24 protein-coding genes and 1 other RNA gene are annotated in these 24,856 nt (G+C 65.6%); 7 read left to right on the plus strand and 18 right to left on the minus strand.

What is annotated here, in order from left to right; translation table 11 throughout:
- Nucleotides 1-16: 16 nt before the first annotated feature.
- The 3 genes from ACKWRH_RS35290 to rsmH are packed head-to-tail and all read right to left on the minus strand — an operon-like array spanning nt 17 to nt 3,153.
- The gene (locus ACKWRH_RS35290) at nt 17-1,771 is read right to left on the minus strand and encodes a peptidoglycan D,D-transpeptidase FtsI family protein (RefSeq protein ID WP_445217281.1); all 1,755 of its coding nucleotides are present in this window, start codon (nt 1,769-1,771) and stop codon (nt 17-19) included.
- Complete coding sequence (ftsL, locus tag ACKWRH_RS35295; RefSeq protein ID WP_014492951.1) at nt 1,768-2,160, minus strand: cell division protein FtsL; 393 nt, start codon at nt 2,158-2,160, stop codon at nt 1,768-1,770. The genes ACKWRH_RS35290 and ftsL overlap by 4 nt, the downstream gene beginning before the upstream one ends.
- 3 nt (nt 2,161-2,163) lie before the next feature.
- A complete protein-coding gene (gene rsmH, locus ACKWRH_RS35300; RefSeq protein ID WP_445217282.1) occupies nt 2,164-3,153 on the minus strand; it encodes a 16S rRNA (cytosine(1402)-N(4))-methyltransferase RsmH in 990 nt (329 codons plus the stop codon).
- 426 nt (nt 3,154-3,579) lie between these two features.
- On the opposite strand from rsmH, the gene ACKWRH_RS35305 reads away from it, so the two are divergent.
- A complete protein-coding gene (locus tag ACKWRH_RS35305) occupies nt 3,580-4,443 on the plus strand; it encodes an N-acetylmuramoyl-L-alanine amidase (protein WP_445217283.1) in 864 nt (287 codons plus the stop codon).
- A gap of 118 nt (nt 4,444-4,561) precedes the next feature.
- Here the strand turns inward: ACKWRH_RS35305 and ACKWRH_RS35310 are convergent, their stop codons facing one another.
- Together ACKWRH_RS35310 and ACKWRH_RS35315 are read right to left on the minus strand one after the other, a co-directional pair.
- Entirely contained in the window at nt 4,562-5,794 is a 1,233-nt protein-coding gene (locus ACKWRH_RS35310) for an RNA polymerase sigma factor (protein WP_445217284.1), read from the minus strand.
- A gap of 22 nt (nt 5,795-5,816) precedes the next feature.
- A complete protein-coding gene (locus ACKWRH_RS35315; RefSeq protein ID WP_445217285.1) occupies nt 5,817-6,170 on the minus strand; it encodes a YciI family protein in 354 nt (117 codons plus the stop codon).
- Between the two features lie 150 nt (nt 6,171-6,320).
- Between ACKWRH_RS35315 and rnpB the strand changes: the two genes are divergently transcribed.
- An RNA gene (rnpB, locus tag ACKWRH_RS35320) (RNase P RNA component class A) lies at nt 6,321-6,751 on the plus strand.
- A gap of 247 nt (nt 6,752-6,998) precedes the next feature.
- Here the strand turns inward: rnpB and ACKWRH_RS35325 are convergent.
- Nucleotides 6,999-7,712 carry an alpha/beta fold hydrolase gene (locus tag ACKWRH_RS35325; protein WP_445217286.1) on the minus strand — a complete coding sequence of 238 codons (714 nt, stop codon included), beginning with the start codon at nt 7,710-7,712 and terminating at the stop codon, nt 6,999-7,001.
- Nucleotides 7,713-7,784: 72 nt separating this feature from the next.
- Nucleotides 7,785-8,213, minus strand: coding sequence for a DUF983 domain-containing protein (locus tag ACKWRH_RS35330; protein WP_445217287.1), 429 nt, complete (start codon nt 8,211-8,213; stop codon nt 7,785-7,787).
- Nucleotides 8,214-8,292: 79 nt separating this feature from the next.
- On the opposite strand from ACKWRH_RS35330, the gene ACKWRH_RS35335 reads away from it, so the two are divergent.
- Nucleotides 8,293-9,663, plus strand: a complete 1,371-nt coding sequence (locus tag ACKWRH_RS35335; RefSeq protein ID WP_445217288.1) for an aminotransferase-like domain-containing protein — start codon at nt 8,293-8,295, stop codon at nt 9,661-9,663.
- 1 nt (nt 9,664) lies between these two features.
- Here the strand turns inward: ACKWRH_RS35335 and ACKWRH_RS35340 are convergent, their stop codons facing one another.
- Nucleotides 9,665-9,931, minus strand: coding sequence for a hypothetical protein (locus tag ACKWRH_RS35340; protein ID WP_304491094.1), 267 nt, complete (start codon nt 9,929-9,931; stop codon nt 9,665-9,667).
- 232 nt (nt 9,932-10,163) lie between these two features.
- On the opposite strand from ACKWRH_RS35340, the gene ACKWRH_RS35345 reads away from it, so the two are divergent.
- Nucleotides 10,164-10,907, plus strand: a complete 744-nt coding sequence (locus tag ACKWRH_RS35345) for a sulfite exporter TauE/SafE family protein (protein ID WP_445217289.1) — start codon at nt 10,164-10,166, stop codon at nt 10,905-10,907.
- Here the strand turns inward: ACKWRH_RS35345 and ACKWRH_RS35350 are convergent.
- From ACKWRH_RS35350 to ACKWRH_RS35370, 5 genes are all read right to left on the minus strand, one after another.
- Complete coding sequence (locus ACKWRH_RS35350; RefSeq protein ID WP_445217290.1) at nt 10,904-12,184, minus strand: O-antigen ligase family protein; 1,281 nt, start codon at nt 12,182-12,184, stop codon at nt 10,904-10,906. The genes ACKWRH_RS35345 and ACKWRH_RS35350 overlap by 4 nt on opposite strands.
- A gap of 90 nt (nt 12,185-12,274) precedes the next feature.
- A complete protein-coding gene (locus ACKWRH_RS35355; protein ID WP_445217291.1) occupies nt 12,275-13,681 on the minus strand; it encodes an MATE family efflux transporter in 1,407 nt (468 codons plus the stop codon).
- A gap of 57 nt (nt 13,682-13,738) precedes the next feature.
- Entirely contained in the window at nt 13,739-15,538 is a 1,800-nt protein-coding gene (locus ACKWRH_RS35360; RefSeq protein ID WP_445217292.1) for an ABC transporter ATP-binding protein, read from the minus strand.
- Nucleotides 15,539-16,033: 495 nt separating this feature from the next.
- Nucleotides 16,034-17,617 carry a DHA2 family efflux MFS transporter permease subunit gene (locus ACKWRH_RS35365; RefSeq protein ID WP_445217293.1) on the minus strand — a complete coding sequence of 528 codons (1,584 nt, stop codon included), beginning with the start codon at nt 17,615-17,617 and terminating at the stop codon, nt 16,034-16,036.
- Nucleotides 17,618-17,646: 29 nt separating this feature from the next.
- Nucleotides 17,647-18,963: an HlyD family efflux transporter periplasmic adaptor subunit gene (locus ACKWRH_RS35370; RefSeq protein ID WP_445217294.1), complete on the minus strand. Its 1,317-nt coding sequence runs from the start codon at nt 18,961-18,963 to the stop codon at nt 17,647-17,649.
- Between the two features lie 198 nt (nt 18,964-19,161).
- Here ACKWRH_RS35370 and ACKWRH_RS35375 point away from each other — a divergent pair, with 198 nt between their 5' ends.
- Nucleotides 19,162-19,797 (plus strand): TetR/AcrR family transcriptional regulator, encoded by a 636-nt coding sequence (locus ACKWRH_RS35375; protein ID WP_445217295.1) that lies wholly within the window; start codon nt 19,162-19,164, stop codon nt 19,795-19,797.
- A gap of 52 nt (nt 19,798-19,849) precedes the next feature.
- Nucleotides 19,850-20,191 carry a DUF6665 family protein gene (locus tag ACKWRH_RS35380; protein ID WP_445217296.1) on the plus strand — a complete coding sequence of 114 codons (342 nt, stop codon included), beginning with the start codon at nt 19,850-19,852 and terminating at the stop codon, nt 20,189-20,191.
- Nucleotides 20,192-20,207: 16 nt separating this feature from the next.
- Here ACKWRH_RS35380 and ACKWRH_RS35385 read toward each other — a convergent pair whose 3' ends face one another.
- The 5 genes from ACKWRH_RS35385 to ACKWRH_RS35405 all read right to left on the minus strand — a co-directional run bounded on the left by ACKWRH_RS35385 (nt 20,208) and on the right by ACKWRH_RS35405 (nt 23,618).
- Complete coding sequence (locus tag ACKWRH_RS35385) at nt 20,208-20,795, minus strand: histidine phosphatase family protein (RefSeq protein WP_445217297.1); 588 nt, start codon at nt 20,793-20,795, stop codon at nt 20,208-20,210.
- Between the two features lies 1 nt (nt 20,796).
- Nucleotides 20,797-22,011, minus strand: a complete 1,215-nt coding sequence (locus ACKWRH_RS35390) for an extensin family protein (RefSeq protein ID WP_445217298.1) — start codon at nt 22,009-22,011, stop codon at nt 20,797-20,799.
- 341 nt (nt 22,012-22,352) lie between these two features.
- Nucleotides 22,353-22,490 carry a hypothetical protein gene (locus tag ACKWRH_RS35395; RefSeq protein WP_445217299.1) on the minus strand — a complete coding sequence of 46 codons (138 nt, stop codon included), beginning with the start codon at nt 22,488-22,490 and terminating at the stop codon, nt 22,353-22,355.
- Nucleotides 22,459-22,605 (minus strand): hypothetical protein, encoded by a 147-nt coding sequence (locus ACKWRH_RS35400; RefSeq protein WP_445217300.1) that lies wholly within the window; start codon nt 22,603-22,605, stop codon nt 22,459-22,461. Before ACKWRH_RS35400 ends, ACKWRH_RS35395 begins: the two co-directional genes overlap by 32 nt.
- 134 nt (nt 22,606-22,739) lie before the next feature.
- Nucleotides 22,740-23,618, minus strand: a complete 879-nt coding sequence (locus ACKWRH_RS35405; RefSeq protein WP_445217301.1) for a DUF2147 domain-containing protein — start codon at nt 23,616-23,618, stop codon at nt 22,740-22,742.
- 191 nt (nt 23,619-23,809) lie between these two features.
- Here ACKWRH_RS35405 and ACKWRH_RS35410 point away from each other — a divergent pair, with 191 nt between their 5' ends.
- Nucleotides 23,810-24,607 (plus strand): DUF2147 domain-containing protein, encoded by a 798-nt coding sequence (locus tag ACKWRH_RS35410; protein WP_445217302.1) that lies wholly within the window; start codon nt 23,810-23,812, stop codon nt 24,605-24,607.
- Nucleotides 24,608-24,856 lie beyond the last annotated feature (249 nt).

A 24,856-nucleotide genomic window follows, 5' to 3' on the forward strand; every position in this document is an offset into this window, starting at 1 on the left:
CGGCCTCCCCCGTTGATTACTGGGTTGTCCTGGATGCTGCAAGAATAAGGCGGTCGGACGGCGGCAGGTCAAACCGCGGCTCGACGCCCAGGAGCGGCGCGATCCGCTCGATCACCTTGCCGCCGGTCGGCACCGCGTTCCAGCCCGAGGTGATGAAACCCTTCGTTTCGGGAATCGCCTGCGGCTCATCCAGCATGATCAGGATCTGATACTTCGGATCGTCGCAGGGCATGATCGCCGTGAACGAGTTGAGCACGCGCTTCTTGGCATAGCGGCCGTTGATGACCTTCTCGGACGTGCCGGTCTTGCCGCCGACATAGTAGCCCTTGACGTCAGCGGTCTTGGCGGTTCCGATTTCGGCGTTGAGCCGCATCAGGAACCGCATCTTGTCGCTGGTCTCCGGCTTGATGACGCGCTTGGCCAGCGCCGCGGCTTCCTCGGGGGTGCGCTTCATGAAGGTCGGCGGAATCAAATAGCCGCCGTTCACCAGCGCGTTGATGCCCATCACCGCTTGCAGCGGCGCCACCGACATACCCTGGCCGAACGCGATGGTGACCGTGTTCAGCTCGCCCCAGCGGCGCGGCACCAGCGGAGCCGCGCTCTCCGGCAGCTCCGTGCGCAGCCGCGTCAGCTGGCCCATCTTGGCGAGGAACGCCTTGTGCGCCTCCACGCCCTGGCCGAGCGCGATCCGCGCAGCGCCGATGTTGGACGAGTAGGTGAACACTTCCTTGGTGTTGATGAAACGCCCGAGCGGATGACTGTCGTGGATGGTGAACTTGCCGTAGTGCAGGTTGCCACGTGCATCCCACGGCGTGTTCAGATTGATCTTTCCGGAATCGAGCGCCATCGCCAGCGTGAACGCCTTGAAGGTCGAGCCCATCTCGTAGACGCCGGTGGTCAGGCGATTGATGCGGTCGGGGTCGTGCGCTTCCTTCGGATTGTTGGGATCGAAGTCCGGCAGCGACACCATCGCCACGATCTCGCCGGTCTTGACATTGGAGACGATGCCGGAGGCGGCCTTGGTGTGGAACTTCTCCTTGGCCTTCAAGAGCTCGTCGCGCAGCGCATGCTCGACGCGCAGATCGATCGAGAGCTCGATCGGCTTCTGCAGCCGGTCGGTGGCAAAGCCCGCGCGGTGGAGATCGGCGAGCCCTTGATTGTCGAGCCACTTCTCCATGCCGGCGATGCCCTGGTTGTCGATGTTGACGAGACCGATGAGGTGGGCGACCTCGTTGCCGGTCGGATAGACGCGCTTGTTCTCGCGCAGGAAACCGATGCCGGGAACGCCGAGCTTGTGGATGTCCTGCTGCTGCTTCGCCGTGACCTCGCGCTTGAGCCAGACGAAACCCTTGCGCGACGACAGGCGCTCGCGCACCTCGGCTTCGTCGAGATCAGGCACGGTCGCCGTGAGCAGCTCGATCGCCTCGTCCTTGTCGATGATGCGGCGCGGCTCGCCGAACAGGCTCGCCGCCTTGACGTCGGTTGCGAGGATCGCGCCGTTGCGGTCGACGATGTCGGGCCGCGCGGTCGCGACCACCTCCTGCGCCGCAGCACGGCGCGCGCTGTGGGCGTCGGCACCGATCGCGAACATCACGAGCCGGCCGCCGATCAGGACGTAGACCGAGGTAAAGGCGAGCATCGCGAGGCCAACACGCGCCCGCGCCTTCGCGGCACGGTCGACGTTGCGCCCGTAGAGCAGGCTGCGGATCAGCCGCTGCCGCCAGGGCTCGGTCTGCTTTTGAGTCGGCTTGGCCGGGGTCACAGCGCTCATTGCTTGTCCTCGGGCTGAGGCACGGAGCCCGTCACCGTATCCGGATCGCTCGCGGCTTCGATGGTGTTGAGCATTGCCCCGATCGGATCCGGCTCGCCCGGCCTGAACATCCGCGGCGGACGCTCCGGCAGGTTCTTCAGCGAGTCATATTGCGTGCCGTTGACCGGCTTGAGCGGCAGATGTCGATCGGACAGGCCCTGCAGACGCAAGGGCGCATCGAGCTTGGCCCATTCGGAGCGCAGCGCCGCGATCGCATCGCGCTGCTCGCGGATCTCCGCATGCAGCCGCAGCACCTTTTCGGTGCGCGCCGTGGAGTCCATCTTGATCCGGTAGACATAGGCCGCCGCGAAGATCAGCGCGCCGATGACGAGGAGGTGGATGAAGCGCATGCGCTAGCCGCCCCTCATCACATCGGAGAGCTTTGGCCAGGACGAGGTCTCGCCGTCGTCGTGCGCGGGCGCGGACGTGCGCTCGGCGGCACGCAATTTTGCGGAACGCGCGCGCGGGTTATGGGCGACTTCCGCTTCGCCAGCGATCACCGGCCGGCGCGTCAGCAGCTGGAAGCTCGGCGGGACTTGCGCGACTTCCGGCAGATGCCGCGAGCCGCCGCCGGTCTTCGAACGCAGGCTAAGGAAATTCTTGACGATGCGGTCTTCGAGCGAATGGAACGAGACCACCACGAGGCGGCCGTCCGGTCTGAGCACGCGCTCGGCCGCGGCGAGCGCGGTCTGGAGTTCGTCGAGCTCTTCATTGACGAAGATGCGCAGGGCCTGGAACGTTCGCGTCGCCGGATGAATATCGCCGGGTTTTGAGCGCACGACCCTGCCGACGAGATCGGCCAGCGCGCGCGTTGTCGTGAACGGCGTCTCCTGGCGGTCGGCAACGATGGCGCGGGCGATGCGGCGCGACTGCCGCTCCTCACCAAGGAGATAGATGATGTCGGCGAGATCGCTTTCCGAGGCGCGCGCGACGATGTCGGCCGCCGTCGGCCCCGCCTGCCCCATCCGCATGTCGAGCGGACCGTCGAGACGGAAGGAGAAGCCGCGACCGGCCTGGTCGAGCTGCATCGAGGAGACCCCGACATCCATCACGACGCCGTCGACGGCATCGACGCCTTGCGCCGCACAGACCTCTGCGAGATTGGAGAAGCGGTCCTCGACCAGTGTCAGCCGGCCCGCGGAGCGTTCGACCACTTCGGCCCCGCCGGCGATTGCCGTGCGGTCGCGATCAATCGCAATCAGGCGGGTTCCAGGCACGTCGAGAATGGCGCGGCTGTAGCCGCCGGCGCCGAAGGTGGCGTCGATATAGATCCCACCCGCGCGCGGCGCGAGATGATCGACCGCCTCACGGCCAAGAACGGGGATGTGCGGAACCGAGCTCATGCGCCACACCCGCAGAGCGTCCATGCGAGATCTGGGACGAGCGAGTCCATAACGCCTCGAATAATTCCGCGTCGCGGCGGTTCCACGACCCAACCCTCGTCCAGCATGGTTACCGAGCCCGGTCATCCCGGGCCGCAAACCCAGAGTTCCCAGTGGAATTTGTCGGGCAGCCATGGGATTTCGAGCCAAAATACGCTTTGGCCGCCTCCGGACGCGGGTCGGCTCTTCAATCCTCAGTAACGGCCCTTAGCGTTAAGAAAGCGTTGATCGGCTGGTTACAAGTCGAAAAGGTGACGCGTCGGTGATGCTCCATCCACACACACGCGCCAAAATGCATCCGTTAACCGCGCCGCGCGATTGCGTGCGGCGGAGGGTAAAGGAATAGTAAAGAGAAGGGCTTGGCCCACTCTCCGACTTGAGCTGTCTATGTCGTCCGGTCCGTCCACTCCGTCTGGATCTGATTCGAAGCGTCAACGCGTTCTCCCGGTTCCCAAGGCCGCGGCGAACACGCGGACGTTCGAGCCGGATTCCTCGATCGTCTCCGACATCATCCCTTCGCCGAACCATGGCGACCGCAGCAAGGGACGGCAGCCGGATATGATCGTGCTGCACTATACCGGCATGCCCGACGTTGAGGGCGCGCTGGCGCGGCTGTGCACGGCGGGCACCGAAGTGTCGGCGCATTACGTCGTGCTGGAGGACGGCCGCATCGTGCAATGCGTGCCCGAGGCCAAGCGCGCCTGGCATGCGGGCGTCTCGTCCTGGGCCGGCGAGGACGACATCAACTCCTGCTCGATCGGCATCGAGATCATCAATCGCGGCCATGACTGGGGTTATCCGGAATATCCGCTGCGCCAGATCGCCGCCGTGATCACGTTGTGCCGCGGCATCATGCTTCGCCGCAAGGTGGCCGCACACCGGGTGCTCGGCCATTCCGACGTCGCGCCCGCACGCAAGAAGGATCCCGGCGAGAAATTTCCGTGGCATTCGCTGGCCAATTCCGGCGTCGGACACTGGGTGACGCCCGCGCCGGTCGTGCGCGGCGAGAGCCTGATGCTCGGCACCATCAGCGACGAAGTGCTGAGCCTGCAGCAGGCGCTCGCCCGATACGGCTACGGCGTGCCGCTGACCGGCAAATACGACGCCGCGACGATGGAAGTCGTCACCGCCTTCCAGCGCCATTTCCGCCCGGCGCGGCTCGATGGTGTCGCGGATCACTCGACGCTATCGACATTGCAGGCATTGCTCGCGAGCCTGCCGGCGGATGCAACGGCTGTCGCGGCGAAGTAACGGCGCAAGCCACACACTCCGTCATTGCGAGCGCAGCGAAGCAATCCAGACTGCCTCCGTGGAAAGAGTCTGAATTGCTTCGTCGCTACGCTCCTCGCAATGACTGAGTATGTAGCAACTACTCCATCTCCCTCATCCGTCGCGCATAGAGCCGCCGCAACGGCTCCAGCTGCGTCGCCTCCGTCGCTGCGCGATACGCCGCGCGCGCCTCGTCCTTGCGGCCGAGTCGCCGCAGCAGATCCGCACGCACCGCCGGCAACAGCTCATAGCCACGAAGCCCGCCGCGCGCGGCGGTCGCATCGACGAGATCGAGCGCGCGTCCCGGACCGTCGACCATCGACACCGCCGCGGCGTGGTTGAGCTCGATGACCGGAGACGGACTGATGCGCAGCAGCACCTCATAGAGTCCGGCGATCTGCGGCCAGTCGGTCTGCTCGAAACTCGGCGCACGCGCATGCAGCGCGGCGATCGCGGCCTGCACCGCATAGGCTTGCGGCGGGCCGGGCACGCGCAGCGCATCGTCCACCAGCCGCAGGCCGGCCTCGATCTGCGCGCGATCCCAGAGCGAGCGGTCCTGCTCTTCCAGCAACACGATGTCGCCGGCCGGCGTCTCGCGCCCGGCGCGGCGCGCATCATGAAGCAGCATCAAGGCCAGCAGGCCCTTGATGCTGCTGCGATCGGGCATCAGCCGGTCGAGCAAGCGGCCGAGCCGGATGGCCTCGGCGGCGAGATCGGGCCGCATCAAATCCGCCCCCTCGGTTGCGACATAGCCTTCGGTGAAGACCAGATAGATCACCGCGAGCACTCCATCGAGCCGCGGCGCCATCGCGTCGCGCTCGGGCACTTCATAGGGAATGCCGGCGAGCCTGATCTTCTGCTTGGCGCGGACGAGGCGCTGCGCCATCGCCTCTTCGCTGACCAGGAAGGCGCGCGCGACCTGCGCGGTCGAGAGTCCGCCGACGGTGCGCAGCGTCAATGCGACCTGGACCTCCTGCGCGAACGCGGGATGGCAGCAGGTGAAGATCAGCCGCAGCATGTCGTCGTCGAGCATCGCCGGCGGCTCGTCCGGCGCTTGGGCGTTGAGCTCGAGCTCGTGCACGAGCGCCTGCTGCTTGCCGCGGAACGCGATCTGGCGGCGGACCCGATCGATCGCCTTGTTGCGGGCGACGTTGACCAGCCAGGCGCGCGGATTGTCCGGTATCGCGCACGCCGACCAGTGCTCGAGCGCGACCGCAAAGGCATCCTGGAGAGCATCCTCGGCGAGATCAAAATCGCCGACGAGGCGGATCAGGGTGGCCAGCGCCCGCCCCGCCTCATCACGGAAGATCTTGTCAATCTCGCCTGGATTCATGCGTCGATGCGTGGCCCGGCCGTCACTTGTCGTAGACCCAGATCGGCCGCACCTCGATCGACCCGATGCGCGCGCTTGGAATGCGCGCCGCGATCTCGATCGCAGCATTGAGATCCTTGGCCTCGACCAGATAGTAGCCACCAAGCTGTTCGCGCGTCTCTGCAAACGGCCCGTCGGTCGCCAGCATCTTGCCGTCGCGGATGCGCACCGTCGTCGCGGTCGTGGTCGGCCGGAGCCGGTCGCCGGCCTTGAAATTGCCGCTCTGGATGATGTCCTGAGTAAAAGTCTGATATTCGGCCGTCATCTTCTGGACCGTGGCAGCGTCGTGCTTCGCGTATTCGACTTCGTTCTGGTAGATCATCAGCAGATACTGCATTGCTCAACTCCTGTTGTTCGGCTGCATCGCCGACATCCAGTCGAACGGGGCATGCTCCAAACGACATCTTCAGGATAAATTATTTCAGCCGATGCCTGCCCGTCGATATCGGCTTGACGGAACCGTCACAAATGCTCCATGCGTACCCGGTCAGTCGGCCGGACGGCCGCTCCGGCAGGTGCCGAAAGGCCGCCGGGGAGGAAAGTCCGGGCTCCCTTGACATACGGTGCCGGATAACGTCCGGCGGGGGCAACCCCAGGGAAAGTGCCACAGAGAACGAACCGCCCGCCGTCGCAGCGCAAGCTGCGTAGGCAGGTAAGGGTGAAAAGGTGCGGTAAGAGCGCACCGCGGCTCCGGCAACGGAGCCGGCATGGTAAACCCCACCGGGAGCAAAACCGAATAGGGACGGCGTAGCGGGCTGTTCGCGCAAGCGATAACGCCGCGGGGCGATGTCAGGCCCGCCGTCCGGGTAGGTTGCTCGAGGTCATGTGCAAACATGGTCCCAGAGGAATGGCCGTCGCGTATCGTTCGCGCAAGCGGACGGTACCCTACAGAACCCGGCTTACAGGCCGGCTGATATTCTGAAGCGTTTTCGAGCGAAGTGGTTTTCCGGTTCGCGTAGAGAAAACGCGTCTTACTAAGAAAGTGACGAGGGGTTCGGTGCTAGCGCATCGGACCCCTCACCATTTTGGGCCGAGCGTGCGGCCATTCAAATGGTGTCATTCTGGGGCGTGCGAAGCACGAACCCGGAATCCATTGTGCCGCAGAGTTTGTCGATAAATGGATTCCGGGCTCTCGCTTCGCGAGCCCCGGAATGACGGCGGAGAATTAGGCCACGATCTTCTCCAACACCGCCATCAAAGCCTCGGGCGCCGTGACGTTCGGCGCATGACTCGCATCGAGCTCGAAATATCGCCAGCCGTCTTCGCTCTTCGTGCGCTTCGCGAACTGCCCGAATACGTCGCCCGGCGGAATGCGCTTGCAATAGATGTAGCTGCGCGGCATGGCGGGCTCGCCATGCTCGACCTTGAGCCTGGTCTCGAAACATTTGACCGGCATGTTGATGCGTCGCGCATTGAGCCAGTCGAGATCGGCCTGCGGCGTATCCGGCGGCGGCGGGTTCGGCGGGATGCGGTAGCCGTCGCCCGCGGCAGCCGCCTTGCGCATCGGCTCGCGCCCGCCCTCGTTGAGATCGAACAGCGACTGGCCGTCACGCGGCACGAAGGCGTCGAGATAAATCAGTTGGGTGACGCGCCCGCGCGCGCGATCGGCAATACCGGTCGCGACCATGCCGCCATAGCTGTGGCCGAGCAGCACGATGTCGTTGAGGTCCTCGAACTTGATGACGTTGAGGATGTCCTGGATGTGCGTGTCGAGATCGATCGCGGGACTGGCCAGATGCGCGCGCTCGCCGAGCCCGGTGTAGGTCGGCGCCACCAGGCGGTGGCCGGCCTGCGCCATCAGCGGATGCATCTTCTTCCAGGCCCATCCGCCGGACCATGCGCCATGACAGAGCAGAAAAGTCTTCGCGCGTGCGGCCATCGGCGCTTCCATCGTTCTTGTTTCTACGATGGAGTGTAGCGGCCGCGCGCGCGATGTAAACGCTGCGGCCTCTCAGGCCGCGCGGGTGTTCACCTTCACAAGGACGGGCGCAACCGCCTCGCGCCGCAGCTTGTCCGCCTCAAAACCATGCATGCCGATCTGCCATTGCAGCCCGACGATGGCGCCCTTGGTCGGCTGCAGCAGCGCGAGCGAAGCGAACAGCGTCACCGGCAACCACACGGCCAGTTGCAGCCAGACCGCCGGCGCGTAAGCCGTCTCGACCGCGAGGATCGCCGGCACGACGAGATGGCCGACTACGACCATCACCAGATAGGCCGGGAAGTCATCGGCGCGCTGGTGGAACAGTTCCTCGCCGCAATGGTCGCAGCTGTCGGCCACTTTCAGGAAACGCCCGAACATATGCCCTTCGCCGCAGTTCGGGCACTTGCCCAAGAAGCCGCGCCACATCGCCTTCGTGAGAGAGACTGAACCGGTTGCCATCACAGCACCTCTTCCTTTTCGCTGATCCATACAATAATATCTTGCATCCATACATTCAAAGGATATGGGCCTAAATTGCATGGATTGGACCCCTACAATCTCGGAGCTGAGCGGGCCGCGCTACCAGCGCATCGTCGAGGCCATGGAGGCCGACATCGCCGCGGGCCGGCTGGTGCGCGGCCAGCAGCTACCGACGCAACGTGCGCTGGCCAAGGCCCTCGGCATCGACCTCACCACGGTGACGCGTGCCTACACCGAGGCGCGGCGCCGCGGCATCATGGAAGCCCGGGTCGGACAAGGCTCATTCGTATCCGAGACCAGCGCGCGTCGCGCGGTCGACCTGCCGCATCCGGTCGCGATCGATCTCTCGATGAACGTGCCGCCGCATCCGCTGGAAGCACAGCTCGACGAGCGGATCATTGCCGGGATGGAAGCCATCCGCGCGCAATCAGGCCTGACGGCGCATCTCAACTATCAGCCGCCCGGCGGCAGCACGCATGAGCGCGAGGTAGCGGCCCGCTGGATGCGTGCACGCGTTCCGCACGCGCACGCCGACAGGCTCGTGATCTTTCCCGGCACGCAGACGATCCTGTTCAACCTGCTCGCGCACTTTACGCGGCCAGGTGATGTCGTGCTGACGGAAGCGCTCACCTTCCCTGGCATCAAGGCCGCCGCGGCGCGGCTCGGCGTCAAGCTCGTCGGTGTCGCCATGGATGACGCCGGCATCCTGCCCGACGCGCTGGCGAAGGCGTGCCGCACATACAGGCCCAAGGCCGTCTATCTCATTCCGACGCTGCACAATCCGACCACCGCCACGCTTTCCGCCGAGCGGCGCAACGCCATCGCCAAGATCATCAGCGATGCCGATACGATTCTGATCGAGGACGATGCCTACGGGCTGCTCGACCGTTCGGCATCGCCGATCGCAAACCTCATTCCGGAGCGGACCTATCTCGCGACCACGCTGTCGAAGTGCATCGCGCCGGCGCTGCGCGTCGCCTATCTCGTGACGCCCGACAACGCCGCGCAGCGCGACATGCGTGCCGGCTTGCAGGCCACCGTGCAGATGCCGGCGCCGCTGATGGTCGCGCTGGTGACGCATTGGATCGAGACCGGTATCGCCGATCGCATCATCACCGCCATCCGCAACGAGGCGGTCGGCCGCCAGCAGCTTGCGCAGCGCGCGCTGAAAGGCATTCAGTTCCTGGCCAAGCCCACCGCCCATCATCTCTGGCTGCGGCTGCCGGATGGCCGTCCTGATGTCGCGGCACATCTCTTGCGGAATGGTCTCGCAGTCGTCGCCGGCGATGCCTTCACCGTGGACGGAACACCGCCGCATGCCGCGCGCGTCTCGCTCGGCGCCGCGCGCAACAGGGCCGAATTGACCGAGGCGCTGCGCATCCTGGTCGGCGCGCTGCACAGGCCCGCCGACACCAGACAGATCGTCTAGATCAATTGTGGTGACGGCGATGACGCGGACGGACGACCGGCGCAACAGGTGACGGATAGGCCTGCGATGCGAAGGCATCGCTCGGCACTCCCTGCAGCCCTTGCGCCGCTCTGCCCGCAGGCGTGAGCTGGCCGCCGTTCAACACATCGCGGTCGGGATGGGCCGCCTGATAGGCCGCGGGTTCGGAGAACTGCGCCTGCGCCATTGTCGGCATCAGGGCCGCCGCAGACAGCAGCGCGGCTGCAACGGCAATCTTCGTGCGGGTCATGGTCGTTCTCCATCAGCTCGTTCGGGGAAGCGGCCAATCGGAGCGCATCATGGCGTCGGGCAGGCCCCCGCATTGAAGTATGGTCATCATGTAGGCCTGTCTTTGGCGAATGCCCGCGGTTGGGGATCACGCTTGCGTGCGGTTTTGGAATTGACCTGCATGGCCGCAGCCGTGCTATGCGGGCGTTGGCGATCAACAGTTCGGGATCGCCCATTGCGACAAGGACAATCTGTTGGAAACGCTCACTTATGCGCTGCTGCTGTTCGGCGCACTGGCCGGCGGCTTCGTCTCGGGGCTGGCCGGATTCGGGACCGCGCTGATGGCGCTCGGCATCTGGCTCTACGTCCTGCCGCCCTCGCTCGCGGTGCCCCTGGTGCTGATCTGCTCGGTGATCGCGCAGACCTCGACGCTGCCGTCGATGTGGAAGAGTTTTGACCTGTCGCTGGTCTGGCCGTTCCTGATCGGGGGCCTGATCGGCGTGCCGCTCGGCACCATGCTGATCGCCTCCGCCGATCCAAAAGTGTTCAAGCTGAGCGTCGGCGTGCTGATCCTGATCTTTTCGACCGCTCTCTATCTCAACAAGAGGCCCCTCGCCGTGACGTTCGGTGGCCGCATTGCCGACGGCGCGATCGGCTTTGCCGGCGGCATTCTCGGCGGCCTCGCCGGATTGTCCGGGCCGCTGCCGATCCTCTGGGCCAATATCCGCGGCTGGAACAAGCACGAGCGGCGCGGCATCTTCCAGCTCTTCAATTTCACTGTGCTTGCGACCGCGCTGGTGTTGCAGACGGCGTCGGGTCTCGTCGAATTCAAGGTGGTCTGGCTCGCGCTGGTCGCCTTCCCGGGCACGCTGATCGGCGCCTGGGCCGGCGCCCGCGTCTATCATGCGCTGAACGACAAGCATTTTGGCGATGTCGTGCTCGGCCTGTTGTTCCTGTCGGGCCTCACCCTCGTCTGGAACAGCATCGGCGCGCTCTAGCTCGATGCTCTCTTCGCGGCGAGCGCCATGCCGCCGGCGACGCCGACACCGAGCACGTAGATCCAGCCCGAGGTGAAATCGAACAGATGCGTGTTGAGCAGTGAGGACAGCATGTTCTGCACCACAACCAGCATGCCTATCCAGCAGGCCAGCCCCTCGCCGCGAAACATCAAGAGGTGCGCGATCCACAGCGCGTAGAGGATCAGCACGCCGACGATGCCCCACTGCACGGCATTGCCGAGGGTCTGATTGTGCGGGTTGCTGACGATCTCGCCGCGCAGCGGGTCGTCGTGCGGATTGGCGGCCACGCCGGCGAACAGACCGCGGATCGAGCCGGTGCCGTGGCCGATCAGAGGCGCGTCGGCGATGAACCCGAGGGACTTCCGCCAGTATTCGAGACGCGAGCCCATGCCGCTGATCGAATTGTTGTCGGCCTCCAGGCTCCTTTCATAATCGCTCTGGAACTTGCCGACGGTCGCGCGCAGATGCGGCGAGACGGCCCAGAGCGATACGGCGATCAACGCCGTCGCAGCGCCGGCGACGAGCGCCGTCCGCCAGCGCAGATGCAGCAGTGCAAACACCACGAGCAGCACCGGCAGCGTCACCAGCGCCGTGCGCGAGACCACGACGAGCATCATGTTGGCGAGGAAGCCGAGCGCCAATATGGCGAACAACGCCGCGGTCCGAACGCGGCCCTGCCGGACCAGCGTCACGATCGGGTAGACCAGCGCGATCGCACAGAGCGCGAATTCCTGGCTCTGGTCGATATAGTTGCGCACGGCAATCCCGCTCTCGACCTGGTAGGGCCCGCGCGACAGATAGAGCTTTAGCGAGAGCCTGGGATCGATCGCAACAGTGAAGGAATACAGCATGAGCAGCGCGCAGGAGACCAGGAACGCCGCAAAAACCCATTTCCCGTAGGGCCAGCGCTCGAACTGGTAGATCAGCAGCGGGATCACCAGCAGTTTTGCCGGCGGCCCGAGCGCGTGCAGCCGCTCGGCCCAGGGCGCAACCGACCAGAGCGTGCCGACGAGTGCCAGCACGAACAGCGCGGTCGGCAGCAGGCAGATCGGGCGCAGCAGCGAGCGCGGGAGCTCGCGAAGGTCGATGAAAGCAAAGGCGATCAGCCAGGGCACGAGCGCAAAAGTCACGCCGGTGGTGCTCCAGGGCAGCAGCAACGCGACCAGCGCAACGAAGCGGGCCGGTGTGCGGTAGCGCGCCGCCCAGATCGCGGAGAGCCAGGACGCTCGACCCTGCTCGTTCAACACCTCGGTCATTCATATCCCCGGCAGATTCGCGGCCCACCCACGGCGCGGCAAACTAGCCGGAGCCGTGGGTGGGGTACAAGCGCGCGTCCGTTCGATCTGCTACGCGGGCTCGCGCATGGGAGGCACAACCGGCTCGGGATTTGCCGGCTTCGCGACCTTCTCCTGTGCCGGCAGCGCAAGGCGTTTTCTGAACTCCCGGAGCAACAGCCACACGCTCAGGGCGGCCTGTAGCGTGGTCGTCGCGATCGACAAATACCAGACATGCTCCATCCGGAAGCCCGGCCACGTCGAGAGCCAGATCGACGGCAGGGAATAGGTGAGAACCCGCGTCGCCGAGGTCCACAACACCGGCTTGGTGTTGCCAAGCCCCTGAAACATGCTGGAGCAAGTAAAGATCAGCCCCTGCGCCACCATGTTGAGCGAGACGAGGCGCAGAAACAGCGACGCAACCGCCATCGTTTCCTGATCCCTGGAGAACCCGGCAAGCAACAGACCGGGCGCGAGCTGCGCGAGGATCATGAAGACAATCATCACGGCGGTCGCGATAAGCGACGCCTTGACAAAGGTCTCCCGCACACGTGCGCCATTGCCGGCGCCGAAATTCTGGCCGGCGATGGGCCCTGCAGCAAGGGCGATGGCGAGCGCCGGCATCTGGATCAGCCCGAGGAGACGCGTCCCGATGCCAAACCCCGCCTGCGCCGCCGGGCCAAAAATGCTCAGCACGTAATAGCCCACGGCCATGATGATGAAGACCATCGCAAATTCCCCGCCCGCGGGCAGGCCGACATTGAGGATTCTCTTCCACTGCCACAGCTGCGGCCGCCATTGCTCGGGGTGAAACGCGACGTAGCGCTCCAGCTTGAGGAAATAGCCGAGCAGCATCAGCACGCCGACGAAGACGGCGATCGAGCTGGCAAGGCCGGCACCGGCGACACCGAGCGCATGTCCGGTGCCCCAGCCCGTGATCAGGACCGGCGCCAGCGCGATGTTGATGACCACGGCAAGCGCCTGCACCAGCATGCTCGGCCGCACGATGCCGGTCGCCCGCAATGCGGACGCCATCACTTGCGTGGCGAATTGCAGCGCCAGCGCCGGCATGAACCAGAGCAGATAAACGGTACCGGCTTCGACCGTAGCTTCGTCGGCTGCAACCGCGCGCATGTAAGGGCGCGACAGCGCGAAGCCCGCGACCAAAGTCAGGATCCCGAACAGCACCGACAGGACGACCGACTGGTTGAAGACCAGATTGGCGTCGCCGCGGTCCTTCCGCCCCACGGCGTGCGCCATCAGCGCAACCGTGCCGACGCCGAGCACCTGCATCAGCGCATTGACCAGAAAGCCCGCATTGCCGGCCGCCGCGACGCCGGCGATCGCCGCCTCGCCCAGACCCGAGACGAAATACAGATCGACGAGCTGACAGATCATGATCGTGATCATGCCGACCACGATCGGAGGCGCCATGCTCAGGATGTGGCTCACGATGGAGCCGCGCGTCAGGTCCTTCATCTCATTCCATCCTCAACGGCGTGACCGCGGGACTTGCGTCCCGCCGTCACGCGCCAGTCACTCCGCTGCTGCGATATGTCCGAGCTCCACCACCTGGCGCTCGAACAGGCCACGATAGATGCCCCCTGGCTTGCCCGCGAGCATGGCATGGGTACCTTGCTCGACGATCTCGCCGCGGTCGAACACCAGGATCCGATCGAGGCTGCGCACCGTCGACAGCCGGTGTGCGATCACGATCGAGGTGCGGCCCTTCATCAGCCGCTCCATCGCCTGCTGGATCAGCGCCTCCGATTCCGAATCGAGGCTCGACGTCGCCTCGTCCAGGATCAGCACCGGCGCGTCCGCCAGGAAGGCGCGCGCCAGCGCGACGCGCTGCCGCTCGCCGCCCGACAGCTTCACGCCGCGCTCGCCAACCAGCGTGCCGTAGCCCTTCGGCAGGCGCAGGATGAAGTCGTGCGCATTCGCCAGCCGCGCCGCGTGCTCGATTGCCTCCAGGCTGGCACCGGGCCGGCCATAGGCGATGTTCTCCGCAAGCGTGCGGTGGAACAGGATCGGCTCCTGCTGCACGATCGCGATCTGGCTGCGCAGCGATTGCTGCGTAGCGAACGCGATGTCCTGCCCGTCGATCAGCACGCGGCCACCGGAGACGTCGTAGAGCCGCTGCACCAGCTTGACGAAGGTCGTCTTGCCGGAACCGGAGCGGCCGACCAGGCCGACTCGCTCGCCGGCGCGGATCGTGACCGACAGTCCGTCATACAGTGGCGCGCGATGGCCGCCATAGTGGAACGTGACGTCGTCGAACACGATCTCGCCGGCCTCGATCGCGATCGGTCGCGCACTGGCCGCATCGGCAATCCCGATCGGCTCGCCATGGATCGCCACCAATTCGTCCATGTCGTTGACCGAGCGCTGGAGGTTGTTGATGTGCATGCCGACGTCACGCAGATAGGCGTGGATGACGTAGTAGCTCGTCAGCACATAGGTGACGTCGCCGGGCGAGGCGTGCCCGGACATCCACAGCAGCACCGCGCCGCCGATCACGGACGCACGCAGGCATAGCAGCAGCGAGAGCTGCGCCATGGCCGTGTAGTTGTAGCGGAACCAGGTCCGCCGCACGCGCGCGCGCCAGCGGTTGATGACGCGGCCGAGCCGCGTATCCTCGCGCGCTTCGGCGCCGAAGGATTTCACCACGGCGTTGCAGGTCAGCGCGTCCGCCAGCGTGCCGCCGACCTTGGTGTCCCAGGCGTTGGAGACGCGCGCGGCCGGCGCGATGTAGCGCGTCGAGAACAGCACGGTGATGGCGACGTAGAAAAGCGCTCCCACCGCGATCACCGCGCCGAGCGACGCCCAGTGCAGGCCGATCAGGACCATGGAGCCGATCAACACCAGCAGAGACGGCGCCAACGCCATCAGGATGGTGTCGTTGAGCAGGTCGAGCGCCCACATGCCGCGGGTGATCTTGCGCACCGTGGAGCCTGCAAAGGAGTTGGCGTGCCAGTCGGTCGAGAAGCGCTGGACGCGCGTGAAAGCCTCCTGGGCGACATCCGACATGATCTTGAGCGTGAACGGGACGATCGCCTGGAGACCGATCAACCTCAGCACCACGGACGCCGCACCGAGCGCCACGATGGCGCCGAACGCAACCAGCGCCGCGCGGCGCGCGTCGGGATCGGACGCGCCGCGCGTCAGCGCATCGACCAGATGTCCGGAGAATACCGGCATGAACAGGTCGGCGATGGTTGCGCCCAGCAGGCCGCCGGCCACGATCAGGCCGCGTCCGGGCTGCTTCAGCCAGTGCCGGAATACGAACGGCAGCACCACGCGTATGGCCGCAGGCCTTTTTGACAGAGAGTTCATGACATTATCCGGCCGCTTTCGGAGCGGGCCGGCTCCATCGACGGACGCAAGTCCGCCACGGAGGGCTGACCGGCATCACTCACAGCTGATTTTGACTTGGGAAGTAGAGAGATCGGGACTCGTGACCCGATCGAATCTGGCGGAAGGGGCCTCTAACAGGCCGCCGACATACCGAACCAGAACATCGAACGCGGGCGTACGATCTGCGAGTGCGACGAAATCATGCAAATCTCTCCCTGGCTCGATTGAATGAGGTGCGCTTTATAGATGTGTCACGGCTGATTTGCAACGGGGCTTCCGCGAATTCACGGACGAGTGTTGCAATTTGGTGCGTGGCGCCTTGGTCCAGCATCGCCGCCGCCTCAATCTCCCTGTCATGCCCCGGCTTGGCCGGGGCATCCAGTACTCCGCGGCGATAGTTAGCTCGCACAACTTCCGCCGCGGAGTACTGGATCGCCCGCCTCCGCGGGCGATGACACATCGTAAGCCGCTTGCCTAATGCGCGTCACCGCCACCGGCCAGCGAGGCCGGTTTGCTCAGCAGCGTGACCAGCAGGCTGAGGCCGAGATAGAACAGCGTCAGCACGAAGAAGGCATCGCCAAAGCTCATCACCACGGCCTGGCGGTGCACGATCTGGCTGAGCTGCTTCATCGCCATCAGCGTAGAATCGCCGAGCCCCTGGAATTTCTGCATGAACATGGTCAGGGTTTCGGTCGCGGTCGCATTGCCCCAGGTCACCCGCTCCTGAAGGCGGGTGATGTGCAAATCGGTGCGGTTGTTGAGCACGGTGTTGATGACGGCAAGGCCGACCGCGCCGCCGAGATTGCGCATCAGGTTGAACAGGCCGGAGGCGTTCTTCACCCTGTCCGGCGCCAGCGTGCCCAGCGCGATATTGTTGGTCGGCACCATCGCGAACATCATGCCGATGCCGCGCAGGATCTGCGGCACCAGCAGCTCGTAGAAATCGTAGTCGCGCGTGATCCAGGTCATCTGGTAGGAGCCGATCGCGAACACGACGAGACCGAACGCGATCATGTAGCGCATGTCGAGCTTGACCATGAGCCGGCCGACCAGCGGCGCGACCAGGAACATGGTGATGCCCGAGACGAACATGGTCTCGCCGATCATCAGCGCGCTGTAGCCGCGCACCTCGGCGAGATAGCGCGGATAGATGTAGGTCAGGCCGTAGAGGCCGATGCCGATGCAGAACTGCAGGACGCAGCCGATCGCGAAATTGCGGTTGGAGAAGGTGCGCAAATTGACGATCGGCTCGGCCGCCGTGAACACGCGCCAGAAGAAGGCCATGGCCGAGATCACGCAGATCCAGGCGCAGATCGCGACGGACGTGTCCTGCATCCATTCATATTGCGGACCTTCCTCCAGCACGTATTCCAGCGTGCCGAGGAAGCCGGCCATGAAGAGCAGGCCCCACCAGTCGAAACGGTCGAGCAGCTCGAAATGCGGCTCGTCGAAATCGACCAGCGCCAGCACGCCCAGGGTAATGCCGATGCCGGGCACGACGTTGATGAAGAACAGCCAGTTCCACGACATCAGATCGGTGATGTAGCCGCCGACCGTCGGGCCGATCGTGGGAGCCAGGGTCGCAACAAGCCCGATGATGGGACCGACGATGTGGAATTTGGAGCGGGGGAACACGGTGTAGGCCGAGGCGAACACGGTCGGGATCATGCCCGCGCCGAGGAAGCCCTGGAGCGCGCGCCAGAGGATCATCTCCTCGATCGTGGTGGCGAAGCCGCACAGCAGGCTCGAGGCGGTGAAGCCGGCGGCCGAGATCGCGAACAACAGTCGCGTGCCGAACGCACGCGACAGGAATCCCGACAACGGGATCGCGATGACTTCGGCGATCAGATAGGCGGTCTGGACCCAGGAGACCTCGCTCGAGCTCGCCGACAGGCCGGCCTGGATTTCGCTCAGGGACGCCGAGACGATCTGGATGTCCAGGATCGACATGAACATCCCGAACACCATGATGATGAAGGCGAACAGCCGCTTCGGCGCGATGCGCTCAGAAGCGGGGTTCGCCGTCATGGCGGGTGAAGCGGTGGTGGCGTTGGCCATGGTCTGACCTCGCAGCGCTCGATTTATGGCTACTGCGGGTGGATCGCGGTGGGATCGTCGAGATCGATCTCGCTGTCGGCGTCGGCCGCGCCCTTGTTGGTGTCGACGGTCGCATAGACCGACATGCCGGCGCGGAGAAGGTTCTGCTTCGCCACCGACTTCGGCACGCGGATGCGCACCGGCACGCGCTGCACGATCTTGGTGAAGTTGCCAGTGGCGTTGTCAGGCGGCAGCAGCGTGAACACCGAGCCGGAGCCCGCCGCGATGCTGTCGACGATTCCGGAGAACTTGCGCATGCCGTAGGCATCGACCTTGATCGTCACCGGCTGGCCGGGACGGATGCGCTTGAGCTGGGTTTCCTTGAAATTGGCGTCGATATAGACGTCGTCGAGCGGCACGATGTTGCCGAGGCGCTGGCCGACCGCGACGAAATCACCGGCGCTGACCAGGCGGTTCGAGAACGTGCCGTCGACCGGCGCGCGCACCGCGGTGAAGGCGAGATCGCGCTCGGCCTTGGCGAGCGAGGTCTTGAGCTCGGCGAGCTGCGCCTGCGCTTCGGCCTGCTGCGCCTTGGTGACGTCGACATTGCTGACCGCGACGTCGTAGGCGGCCTGCGCGGCCTTGACCGCGGCGGCGCCCTGGTCGCGGCCGGCTTCCGAGCTTTCGAACGTGGCGCGCGAGGCAAAGCCCTTGCTGCTCAGCGCCTGCTGGCGCTCATAATCGAGATCGGCGCGCTTGAGGCCCGCCTCGGCCGAGACGAGCTGCGCCTTGGCCTGTGCAACCTGGCTCTCGAGCGCTGCAATCTGGCGGCCGATGCGATCGATGGTCGCCTGCTGGGTCGCGATCCTGGTCGCGGCGGCATCGACCGCGATCCTGTAGTCGCCGTCATCGATGCGGAAGACGACGTCGCCGGCGCGCACGATCGTGTTGTCGCCGGCGAGGATCGAAGAGATGTGGCCGGCAACGCGCGCGCCCAGCATGGTGTTGTTGGCGCGGACATAGGCGTCGTCGGTCGAGACGTAGAAGCGGCCGACCAGCGTGTAGTAGCCGGCATAGCTCGCGGCCGCGAGCGCCAGCACGAGGCCAACACCCATCAAGACGAATTTGCGCTTGCCGGGCTTCGGCGCGCCGGCGGCGGACGCATCCGGTGCGGCCGGCTTATCGGTCACGGGCTTCTCCGGCGCCTCAGCGGTGCGGCGCTTGGTCTCCTCGGCCACATGAGAGCGCAACTGCTCGGCAAGGGCGACGGATTTCTCGGTCGCAGCCTCACTGCCGGCCTGCTCCGACGTCGCCTCCACCGCTTCCTGGCGAAGGACGCGCGCAGCCTGGTCTCTCGATACGGCCATAAAGGCCTCCCCAACAAAAAAGCGGCGACCAGGGACGGCCGTCCTGCGGCCGGTTCCCTCTCGCCCATCCCAAATATCATTGACCGAACGGTTCGGTCAACATAGATAATATTCCTGGCGGGACCCTACTGGCCCGAATCCTTTATTTGGGTTTCATGGGTCGGGCCCGATCCAGAAACCTTCCGAGACGCTGAACCAATGGTTGTAGCCGGCCGCGAACATCTCCACGTCGTCCAAGAGGAGGACAGCACCAAGCGCCGCCAGATCCTGGACGGGGCCCGCAAGGTGTTCATGGATCTCGGTTTCGACGGTGCCAGCATGGGCGAGATCGCGCGCGCCGCGCAGGTCTCCAAGGGCACGCTCTACGTCTACTTCGCCGACAAATGCGCGCTGTTCGAAGCCATCCTCGAGCAGGAGGCGCTCCAGCACGGCCAGGTCGTTTTCAATTTCGATCCCGCGCGCGACGCCGAGACCACGCTGAAGGATTTTGGCCAGGCCTATATCCATCTGCTGTGCCGGCCCGGCGGCGGTTCGGCGATTCGCACCGTGATGGCGATCGCCGAGCGCATGCCCGATGTCGGCCGCCGCTATTATCTGCGCGTGCTGGACAAGACCATCAACCGGCTCTCCGAATATCTCAAGATCCATGTCGCCTCCGGCGATCTCAAGATCGACGATTGCGACCTTGCGGCGTCGCAGTTCATGGAACTGTGCAAGGCCTCGCTCTTCCTGCCCTTCGTCTTCCAGGCCGCGCCCGCGCCGTCGGAAGAGCGCATGACCGAGGTGGTTGACAGCGCGACGCGGATGTTTCTGGCGGCGTACCGGGCGACGTAGCAGCAGCGGGCCGCGTTGCGCGGGCCGCTCCCGCGGCACTATATTAAGTGCCATGTCCCGTGATCTTCGCCCGCCCGTCGATATCCTCCATTACGAGATCGTCCAGGAACAGGCCTCAGCGCTTGGACGGATGGGCAGCGCACTCGAACAGAGCCTTGCGCGCTTGCGCGAATTCGACGCCGCTCACGCGCACGCGGAGGCGCCGGCATCAATGCAACCGGCGAGGCGCAAGCTGGTGATGGAAGCCGGCCAGGCGCTCTGGATGTTCGTGGTGCAACGTGAGGCGTCCGGCTTGCGCGACAGCCGCCATATCATGCGGACCTACAACGTCCCGGGCGAGGTACAGCGGTGCATGGGGCTGGTCCCCGCACCGTCGAAGCCGGCCCCGAAGTGACTGCCCGGCACTGGAGCTAAGTCCCGATCTCTTCCATCTTGCGCCACCCATGCAGGACGCGGCGACCCTCCCGGGTGAATGCGAAACAATTGCCGCCGCCGGCCGCCTGATCGTGAACGCGATCGATGGCATGACCGGCATGGTGGCAGAACAGCAGCGTGCCGACGGCTCCGTGGCCGACGAAGAGAACGTCGCCGGGACGATGGCGGGCGAGTACTGCCTCGGTCTCGCGCACGATGCGCGCCTGCGCATCGACGGCGCGCTCCCAGCCGCGGACGCTGAGATGTGGCTGCGCGAAAAACTGGTCGGCGACCTCTTCGAACTCGGCCGGTTTCAGGAAGCCGGTCGCCGAACGGTCGTTCTCATGCATGGCCTCGCGGATCTCGATCATGAGTCCGAGCGGGCCTGCGATGATCTCCGCGGTCTCGATCGCCTTGCGCTCGGCGCTCGAGACGATCTGCGTGGTGCTCGCGAGCCAGCCCGCATTCACGAGCGCTTCGGTGCGCGTTCGACCGAGCGGGCTGAGGCCCCATTGCGGCACGGGCACCGCGGGATCGATTTGCACCTGCGGGTGGGTGAGATAGCGGACGATATCGGCGGGCATCTTACTCGTCGCCGTACTCGTCTTCTTCCTGCTTGCGCGTCGTGCTCTTGCGCGTTCCGAGCGAGCCCGTGACATACGGATCGCGCCGACCGGCGTAAGGGTTGCGCTGCTGGGCGCGGCCGGCGACCTCGTCGCCCGAGACGGCGGCGGGCTGGCAGATCAGGCGGCGGCTGGCGCGACGCATCAGGTCCACGTGGATATGATCGTAGTGATAGACGTTCGAGCCCGGCGCGAGCACCGTGGTGAAATGCGCGCACGCGCCCGACTGCACGTCGCGCAGGAACCCCTGCTCTTCCGGCATGCCGCGCCAGCCGTCCTTCACGGTGACGCGACGGCCGTCGGCGAGCACGAAGGCGGCGATGTCGAGCGCGTTGCCAAAGGCGTGCTCGGAAATGTGGGCGTGCGAGTTGCCGTTCATGCCGCGGCAGGAATAGGCGGAGATCTGCTTGATCTCGACGACGCGGGCACCGAACCAGCGCACCGCCGATGGCTGCACGGTGTCGGCGAGCCAGCGATCGAGCTCGGAAACGATCGGACAGGCGAGCGTCGCGGTCGGCTTGATCGCGACGGGGCCGACGGCGATGACGGGATTGCCCTGCGCCGGACCAAGACGCGGCAAAGGTTGCTGCGCGGGCGCCTGGGAGTAAGGCGCGGGACCGGGCTGCCGCGCCGGATAGCTTGGCGCATTCATGTAGCGCGCCGCGCCCGCGGCATCGGTGCCTTCGGGCGGCAGGTCGATCTCGTCCTCTTGCTGTGCCACGCCGGGCGCGTTCAGCGACATCGGGCCGGGCGCGTTGCCATAGCCGGAGGGCTGGCGCACCGCGCTCTCGGGATAGTTCGACCGCTGCGGATAGGAGGATGACGGATAGTTCTGGCTCTGCGGAGCGTTCGATCGCGGCTGCGCGACCGGCCACTTCGGCTGGTTGCCGACATTCCCCGGCGGGCGCAGTGCCTCGTCGGCAAAGCCATAGCTGCCGGAGGCTTCGCCGATGGCGGCGACCTTCAACGGGAACTCGGCGCCGCACATGCCGGGGCCCGAGATCGGGTCGATGCGGACGAGATCCGGCCCCTCTTTCACCGAGCCCGATTTCAGGCATGCGGCTTCGGCCTCGGCCCGCCACGGTTCACGTTCGGCCTGGAAAAAGCCGCGTCCGCAACCCGCAAGCGAAACAAGGACGATGGAGCCGACGAGATACAAACGAACTCCGCGCGTCATGCACGCACGTTCGGTGAATTTACTTAAAGACTCTTCAACGTGTTGATTTCAGTGTTCTTTAACCATACCGGCGCGCACGCGCATACGCCGCCCGGCAGCCGCGGAAGCAAGGCTGACTTTTTCGGAGAGAGACTCTCTGTTAACCATGATGCGCTCGCACGGGGGGCAACCGCGGGAGCGATCTTATGACGTTGGCCGGGAGACTGAGCGTGATCACCGCGTGCCTCGCCATGGCCTTTGTCGGCGCCATCGTGCTCGGCATGATCTAGAGACATCACCGACCGCATCACCGGCTTGCCCGGCGCCGCCGGATCATCCGGCCGCCGGGCCTATTGCCGTGCTCAGAAATTCGAGCAGGACGATCCCGTGACGCCGCCGATCTTGAAGTCGTGGCAGACGAGGCCGGGATTGTCAGGATCGGGATAGCCGTCGTCCTTCTCGCGAACGCTATGACTGAAACGCCAGCCCCGCGCGCGCATGCAGCGCATCGTCGCCGCGCTGCTGCTTCAGCATGTTGTTCCAGATGTCGGTGTCGGCGTGGGCCGGGATCGCGCCGCCGATCAGCAGCGCGGCGATGAAGCCGAGACGTTTCATGTTCGCTCTCCTTGCATGCGTCGTCAGCCATCGGTCGCGTGCAAGCGAGAAGCAGGTTCGGTGCGGGACGATTACAAATTGGACAGGGGATGCCGTCTTTCACCCTCCCCTGGAGGGGGAGGGTAAGAGAAACGCTACGACCTTGCCCCCCACTGCCGTGATGTCGTGATCACCGTCTGCTGCCGCTCCTCGACGCGCGTCCAATCGTTGCCGGAGCACCAGAAGTGGCCGAGCGCGCAGGCTTCGACGCGAAGCCTGCCGGAAGCCGTCAGCGTCATCGTCGCATAATAGGTGCTGCCGCTGGAACGGCTGTAGATGCTGCCGCTCCAGGCGTCGTGCGTTTTCGGCTTCATGTTGACGAGCACGCTTTCGCCGCGGCTCGAGGCTTCGGTCAGCGCATAGCCGCACAGCGCGGCGCCGCAGCGTTCGATGCGAACCGTGCCCTTGGCGCCTGCGCTCTCCCATTCGCCGAGCGGCGAATAAGCCGGCTCGTCATCGCTGCGCCGTGCGATCGCTGATGTTTCGCCGATCTCGGGCCTCGGAGCGACAGCCGTCGCCTCCATGCGCGGCGGATCGAGCAGGACCGTCTTCGGCTGATCCATGCGCGGCAGCTCAACGCGCGGCAGATTGGGGCTTGGCGCCTCGAATCTTGGCGGCGGCAGGACCACAGGCTGCGACGTGGCCGCGGCCATGACGGGGGCCGGCGGCGCTGGCGGTGCCACGACGACGGCCGCTGGCGCCGGCCTGACCGGAGCTGCCGGACAAGCCGGTTGCGACGGCGCGACCGCGGGCGGCGGAGCAGGTGTCGTGTCGACGTCGTTCGTCGGCCGGAGGCTGCGCTTGGATGAAACCGACACACAGGAAGCAGACCGGCAATTCCGCGGCGCCTCGACATGAAAGCGGTGGCCGCCGATCGAGAAGGTGTAGGAACCGGCGTAGGAACCGGCCTGGGCCGACGACGCCATCGCCACCAAAGCGATCAATGTGCCAAGCGATGTCGCAAGCCGCTTCATCGGCGCCTCCCCTCTGTGTCGCGACGAGGTTACGCGGGACGACCCGCCGCTGAATGTGCGCTGCCTCACCCAGCTGGCGCGGACTGTTGTGACGTCCATCACAGAAGTCGGGACGGGCCCGGCATAGGGTCGAACCACGCTTCATCCACCAGCGACACCAGTTCAGACCGGCACAATTTTCGGAGGTTGTCATGAACAAGCTCACCATCGCCGCCACCGCGCTCTTCCTCGCTTCGACCGCCGCCGCGCATGCCGGCAACTCGATTGCGTTCCAGATCGAAGGCCAGCACATCCGCATCGAGACGCCGCGCAACTGCGCCTCGCTCGATTGCGTCACCATCGTGGCCCCTGGCCTGTCAAACAAACCGATCAAGCTGAACAACATCAATCTCAACGGCCTTGGCGGCTCCAAGGACGATGACGACACCACACCGGCGACGACGACGGCAAAGCCCGCGCCGGCTCCGGTGCAGCAGCAGCCTGTGGCGCCCGCGCCGGTGCAGGCCACCGCGCCAGTCGCGCCCGCCGTTGCTGCCGCCGCCCCGGCCACGACCGTTGCCGCCGCGCCGTCCGTCGACACGACCACGCAGCCTGCGCCGGTTGCCGCCCCTGCTCCGGTTGCAGCCCCCGCGCCGGTCGCCGCTGCTCCTGCTTATGCGCCGGCGCCGGCACCTGCTCCTGCTCCCGTCTCGCCCGTGCTAGCCGCCAATACGCCGATCGGCGTCTGGGCGACCGAAGAGAACAAGGGCAATGTCCGCGTCGAACAGTGCGGCGCCAATCTCTGCGGTTACGCCGAGAAGTCCAACGAGCGCATCCTGATCAACATGAAGCCCGACGGCGCGAAGTGGAGCGGCCGCATCCACGATCCCGACTCCGGCCGCAACTACGACTCCACGATCGCGATGAAGGGCCCGAATGCGATGCGCGTGCAGGGCTGCGCCTTCGGCGGCATGTTCTGCGGCGGCCAGACCTGGAAGCGCGTGAGCTGACATCAGCGATGTCATCCCGGGGGCGATGCGAAGCATCGCAATTGCGCACCTGAGGATCTCGCGCGACACGCACAAGCGTTCGTCATGCCCGGGCTTGTCCCGCCTGCGCGGCCGAAGCCGCTTCGGCGAGGCGAAGGCCCGGGCATCCACGTTCTTTAATACCGCGCGTCAAGACGTGGATGGCCGGGACAAGCCCGGCCACGACGCAGTGGAGAGGGCCGAGCCCGTTCGCTCGTATCGCGCGCCGTT

This window comes from Bradyrhizobium sp. Pa8, from assembly GCF_052588265.1.

Excerpts from the sequence above, each read along its gene's own strand:
- ACKWRH_RS35405 (WP_445217301.1), bottom strand. The coding sequence starts at position 23,618 with ATGAAGCGGCTTGCGACATCGCTTGGCACATTGATCGCTTTGGTGGCG.
- ACKWRH_RS35375 (WP_445217295.1), top strand. The coding sequence starts at position 19,162 with ATGGTTGTAGCCGGCCGCGAACATCTCCACGTCGTCCAAGAGGAGGAC.
- ACKWRH_RS35335 (WP_445217288.1), top strand. The coding sequence starts at position 8,293 with ATGGATTGGACCCCTACAATCTCGGAGCTGAGCGGGCCGCGCTACCAG.
- ACKWRH_RS35310 (WP_445217284.1), bottom strand. The coding sequence starts at position 5,794 with ATGAATCCAGGCGAGATTGACAAGATCTTCCGTGATGAGGCGGGGCGG.
- ACKWRH_RS35365 (WP_445217293.1), bottom strand. The coding sequence starts at position 17,617 with ATGGCCAACGCCACCACCGCTTCACCCGCCATGACGGCGAACCCCGCT.
- rsmH (WP_445217282.1), bottom strand. The coding sequence starts at position 3,153 with ATGAGCTCGGTTCCGCACATCCCCGTTCTTGGCCGTGAGGCGGTCGAT.
- ACKWRH_RS35325 (WP_445217286.1), bottom strand. The coding sequence starts at position 7,712 with ATGGCCGCACGCGCGAAGACTTTTCTGCTCTGTCATGGCGCATGGTCC.
- ACKWRH_RS35330 (WP_445217287.1), bottom strand. The coding sequence starts at position 8,213 with ATGGCAACCGGTTCAGTCTCTCTCACGAAGGCGATGTGGCGCGGCTTC.
- ACKWRH_RS35340 (WP_304491094.1), bottom strand. The coding sequence starts at position 9,931 with ATGACCCGCACGAAGATTGCCGTTGCAGCCGCGCTGCTGTCTGCGGCG.
- ACKWRH_RS35315 (WP_445217285.1), bottom strand. The coding sequence starts at position 6,170 with ATGCAGTATCTGCTGATGATCTACCAGAACGAAGTCGAATACGCGAAG.
- ACKWRH_RS35390 (WP_445217298.1), bottom strand. The coding sequence starts at position 22,011 with ATGACGCGCGGAGTTCGTTTGTATCTCGTCGGCTCCATCGTCCTTGTT.
- ACKWRH_RS35360 (WP_445217292.1), bottom strand. The coding sequence starts at position 15,538 with ATGAACTCTCTGTCAAAAAGGCCTGCGGCCATACGCGTGGTGCTGCCG.
- ftsL (WP_014492951.1), bottom strand. The coding sequence starts at position 2,160 with ATGCGCTTCATCCACCTCCTCGTCATCGGCGCGCTGATCTTCGCGGCG.
- ACKWRH_RS35350 (WP_445217290.1), bottom strand. The coding sequence starts at position 12,184 with ATGACCGAGGTGTTGAACGAGCAGGGTCGAGCGTCCTGGCTCTCCGCG.
- ACKWRH_RS35305 (WP_445217283.1), top strand. The coding sequence starts at position 3,580 with ATGTCGTCCGGTCCGTCCACTCCGTCTGGATCTGATTCGAAGCGTCAA.
- ACKWRH_RS35395 (WP_445217299.1), bottom strand. The coding sequence starts at position 22,490 with ATGCGCGCGCGGGGCTGGCGTTTCAGTCATAGCGTTCGCGAGAAGGAC.
- ACKWRH_RS35410 (WP_445217302.1), top strand. The coding sequence starts at position 23,810 with ATGAACAAGCTCACCATCGCCGCCACCGCGCTCTTCCTCGCTTCGACC.
- ACKWRH_RS35355 (WP_445217291.1), bottom strand. The coding sequence starts at position 13,681 with ATGAAGGACCTGACGCGCGGCTCCATCGTGAGCCACATCCTGAGCATG.
- ACKWRH_RS35385 (WP_445217297.1), bottom strand. The coding sequence starts at position 20,795 with ATGCCCGCCGATATCGTCCGCTATCTCACCCACCCGCAGGTGCAAATC.
- ACKWRH_RS35370 (WP_445217294.1), bottom strand. The coding sequence starts at position 18,963 with ATGGCCGTATCGAGAGACCAGGCTGCGCGCGTCCTTCGCCAGGAAGCG.
- ACKWRH_RS35290 (WP_445217281.1), bottom strand. The coding sequence starts at position 1,771 with ATGAGCGCTGTGACCCCGGCCAAGCCGACTCAAAAGCAGACCGAGCCC.
- ACKWRH_RS35400 (WP_445217300.1), bottom strand. The coding sequence starts at position 22,605 with ATGAAACGTCTCGGCTTCATCGCCGCGCTGCTGATCGGCGGCGCGATC.
- ACKWRH_RS35380 (WP_445217296.1), top strand. The coding sequence starts at position 19,850 with ATGTCCCGTGATCTTCGCCCGCCCGTCGATATCCTCCATTACGAGATC.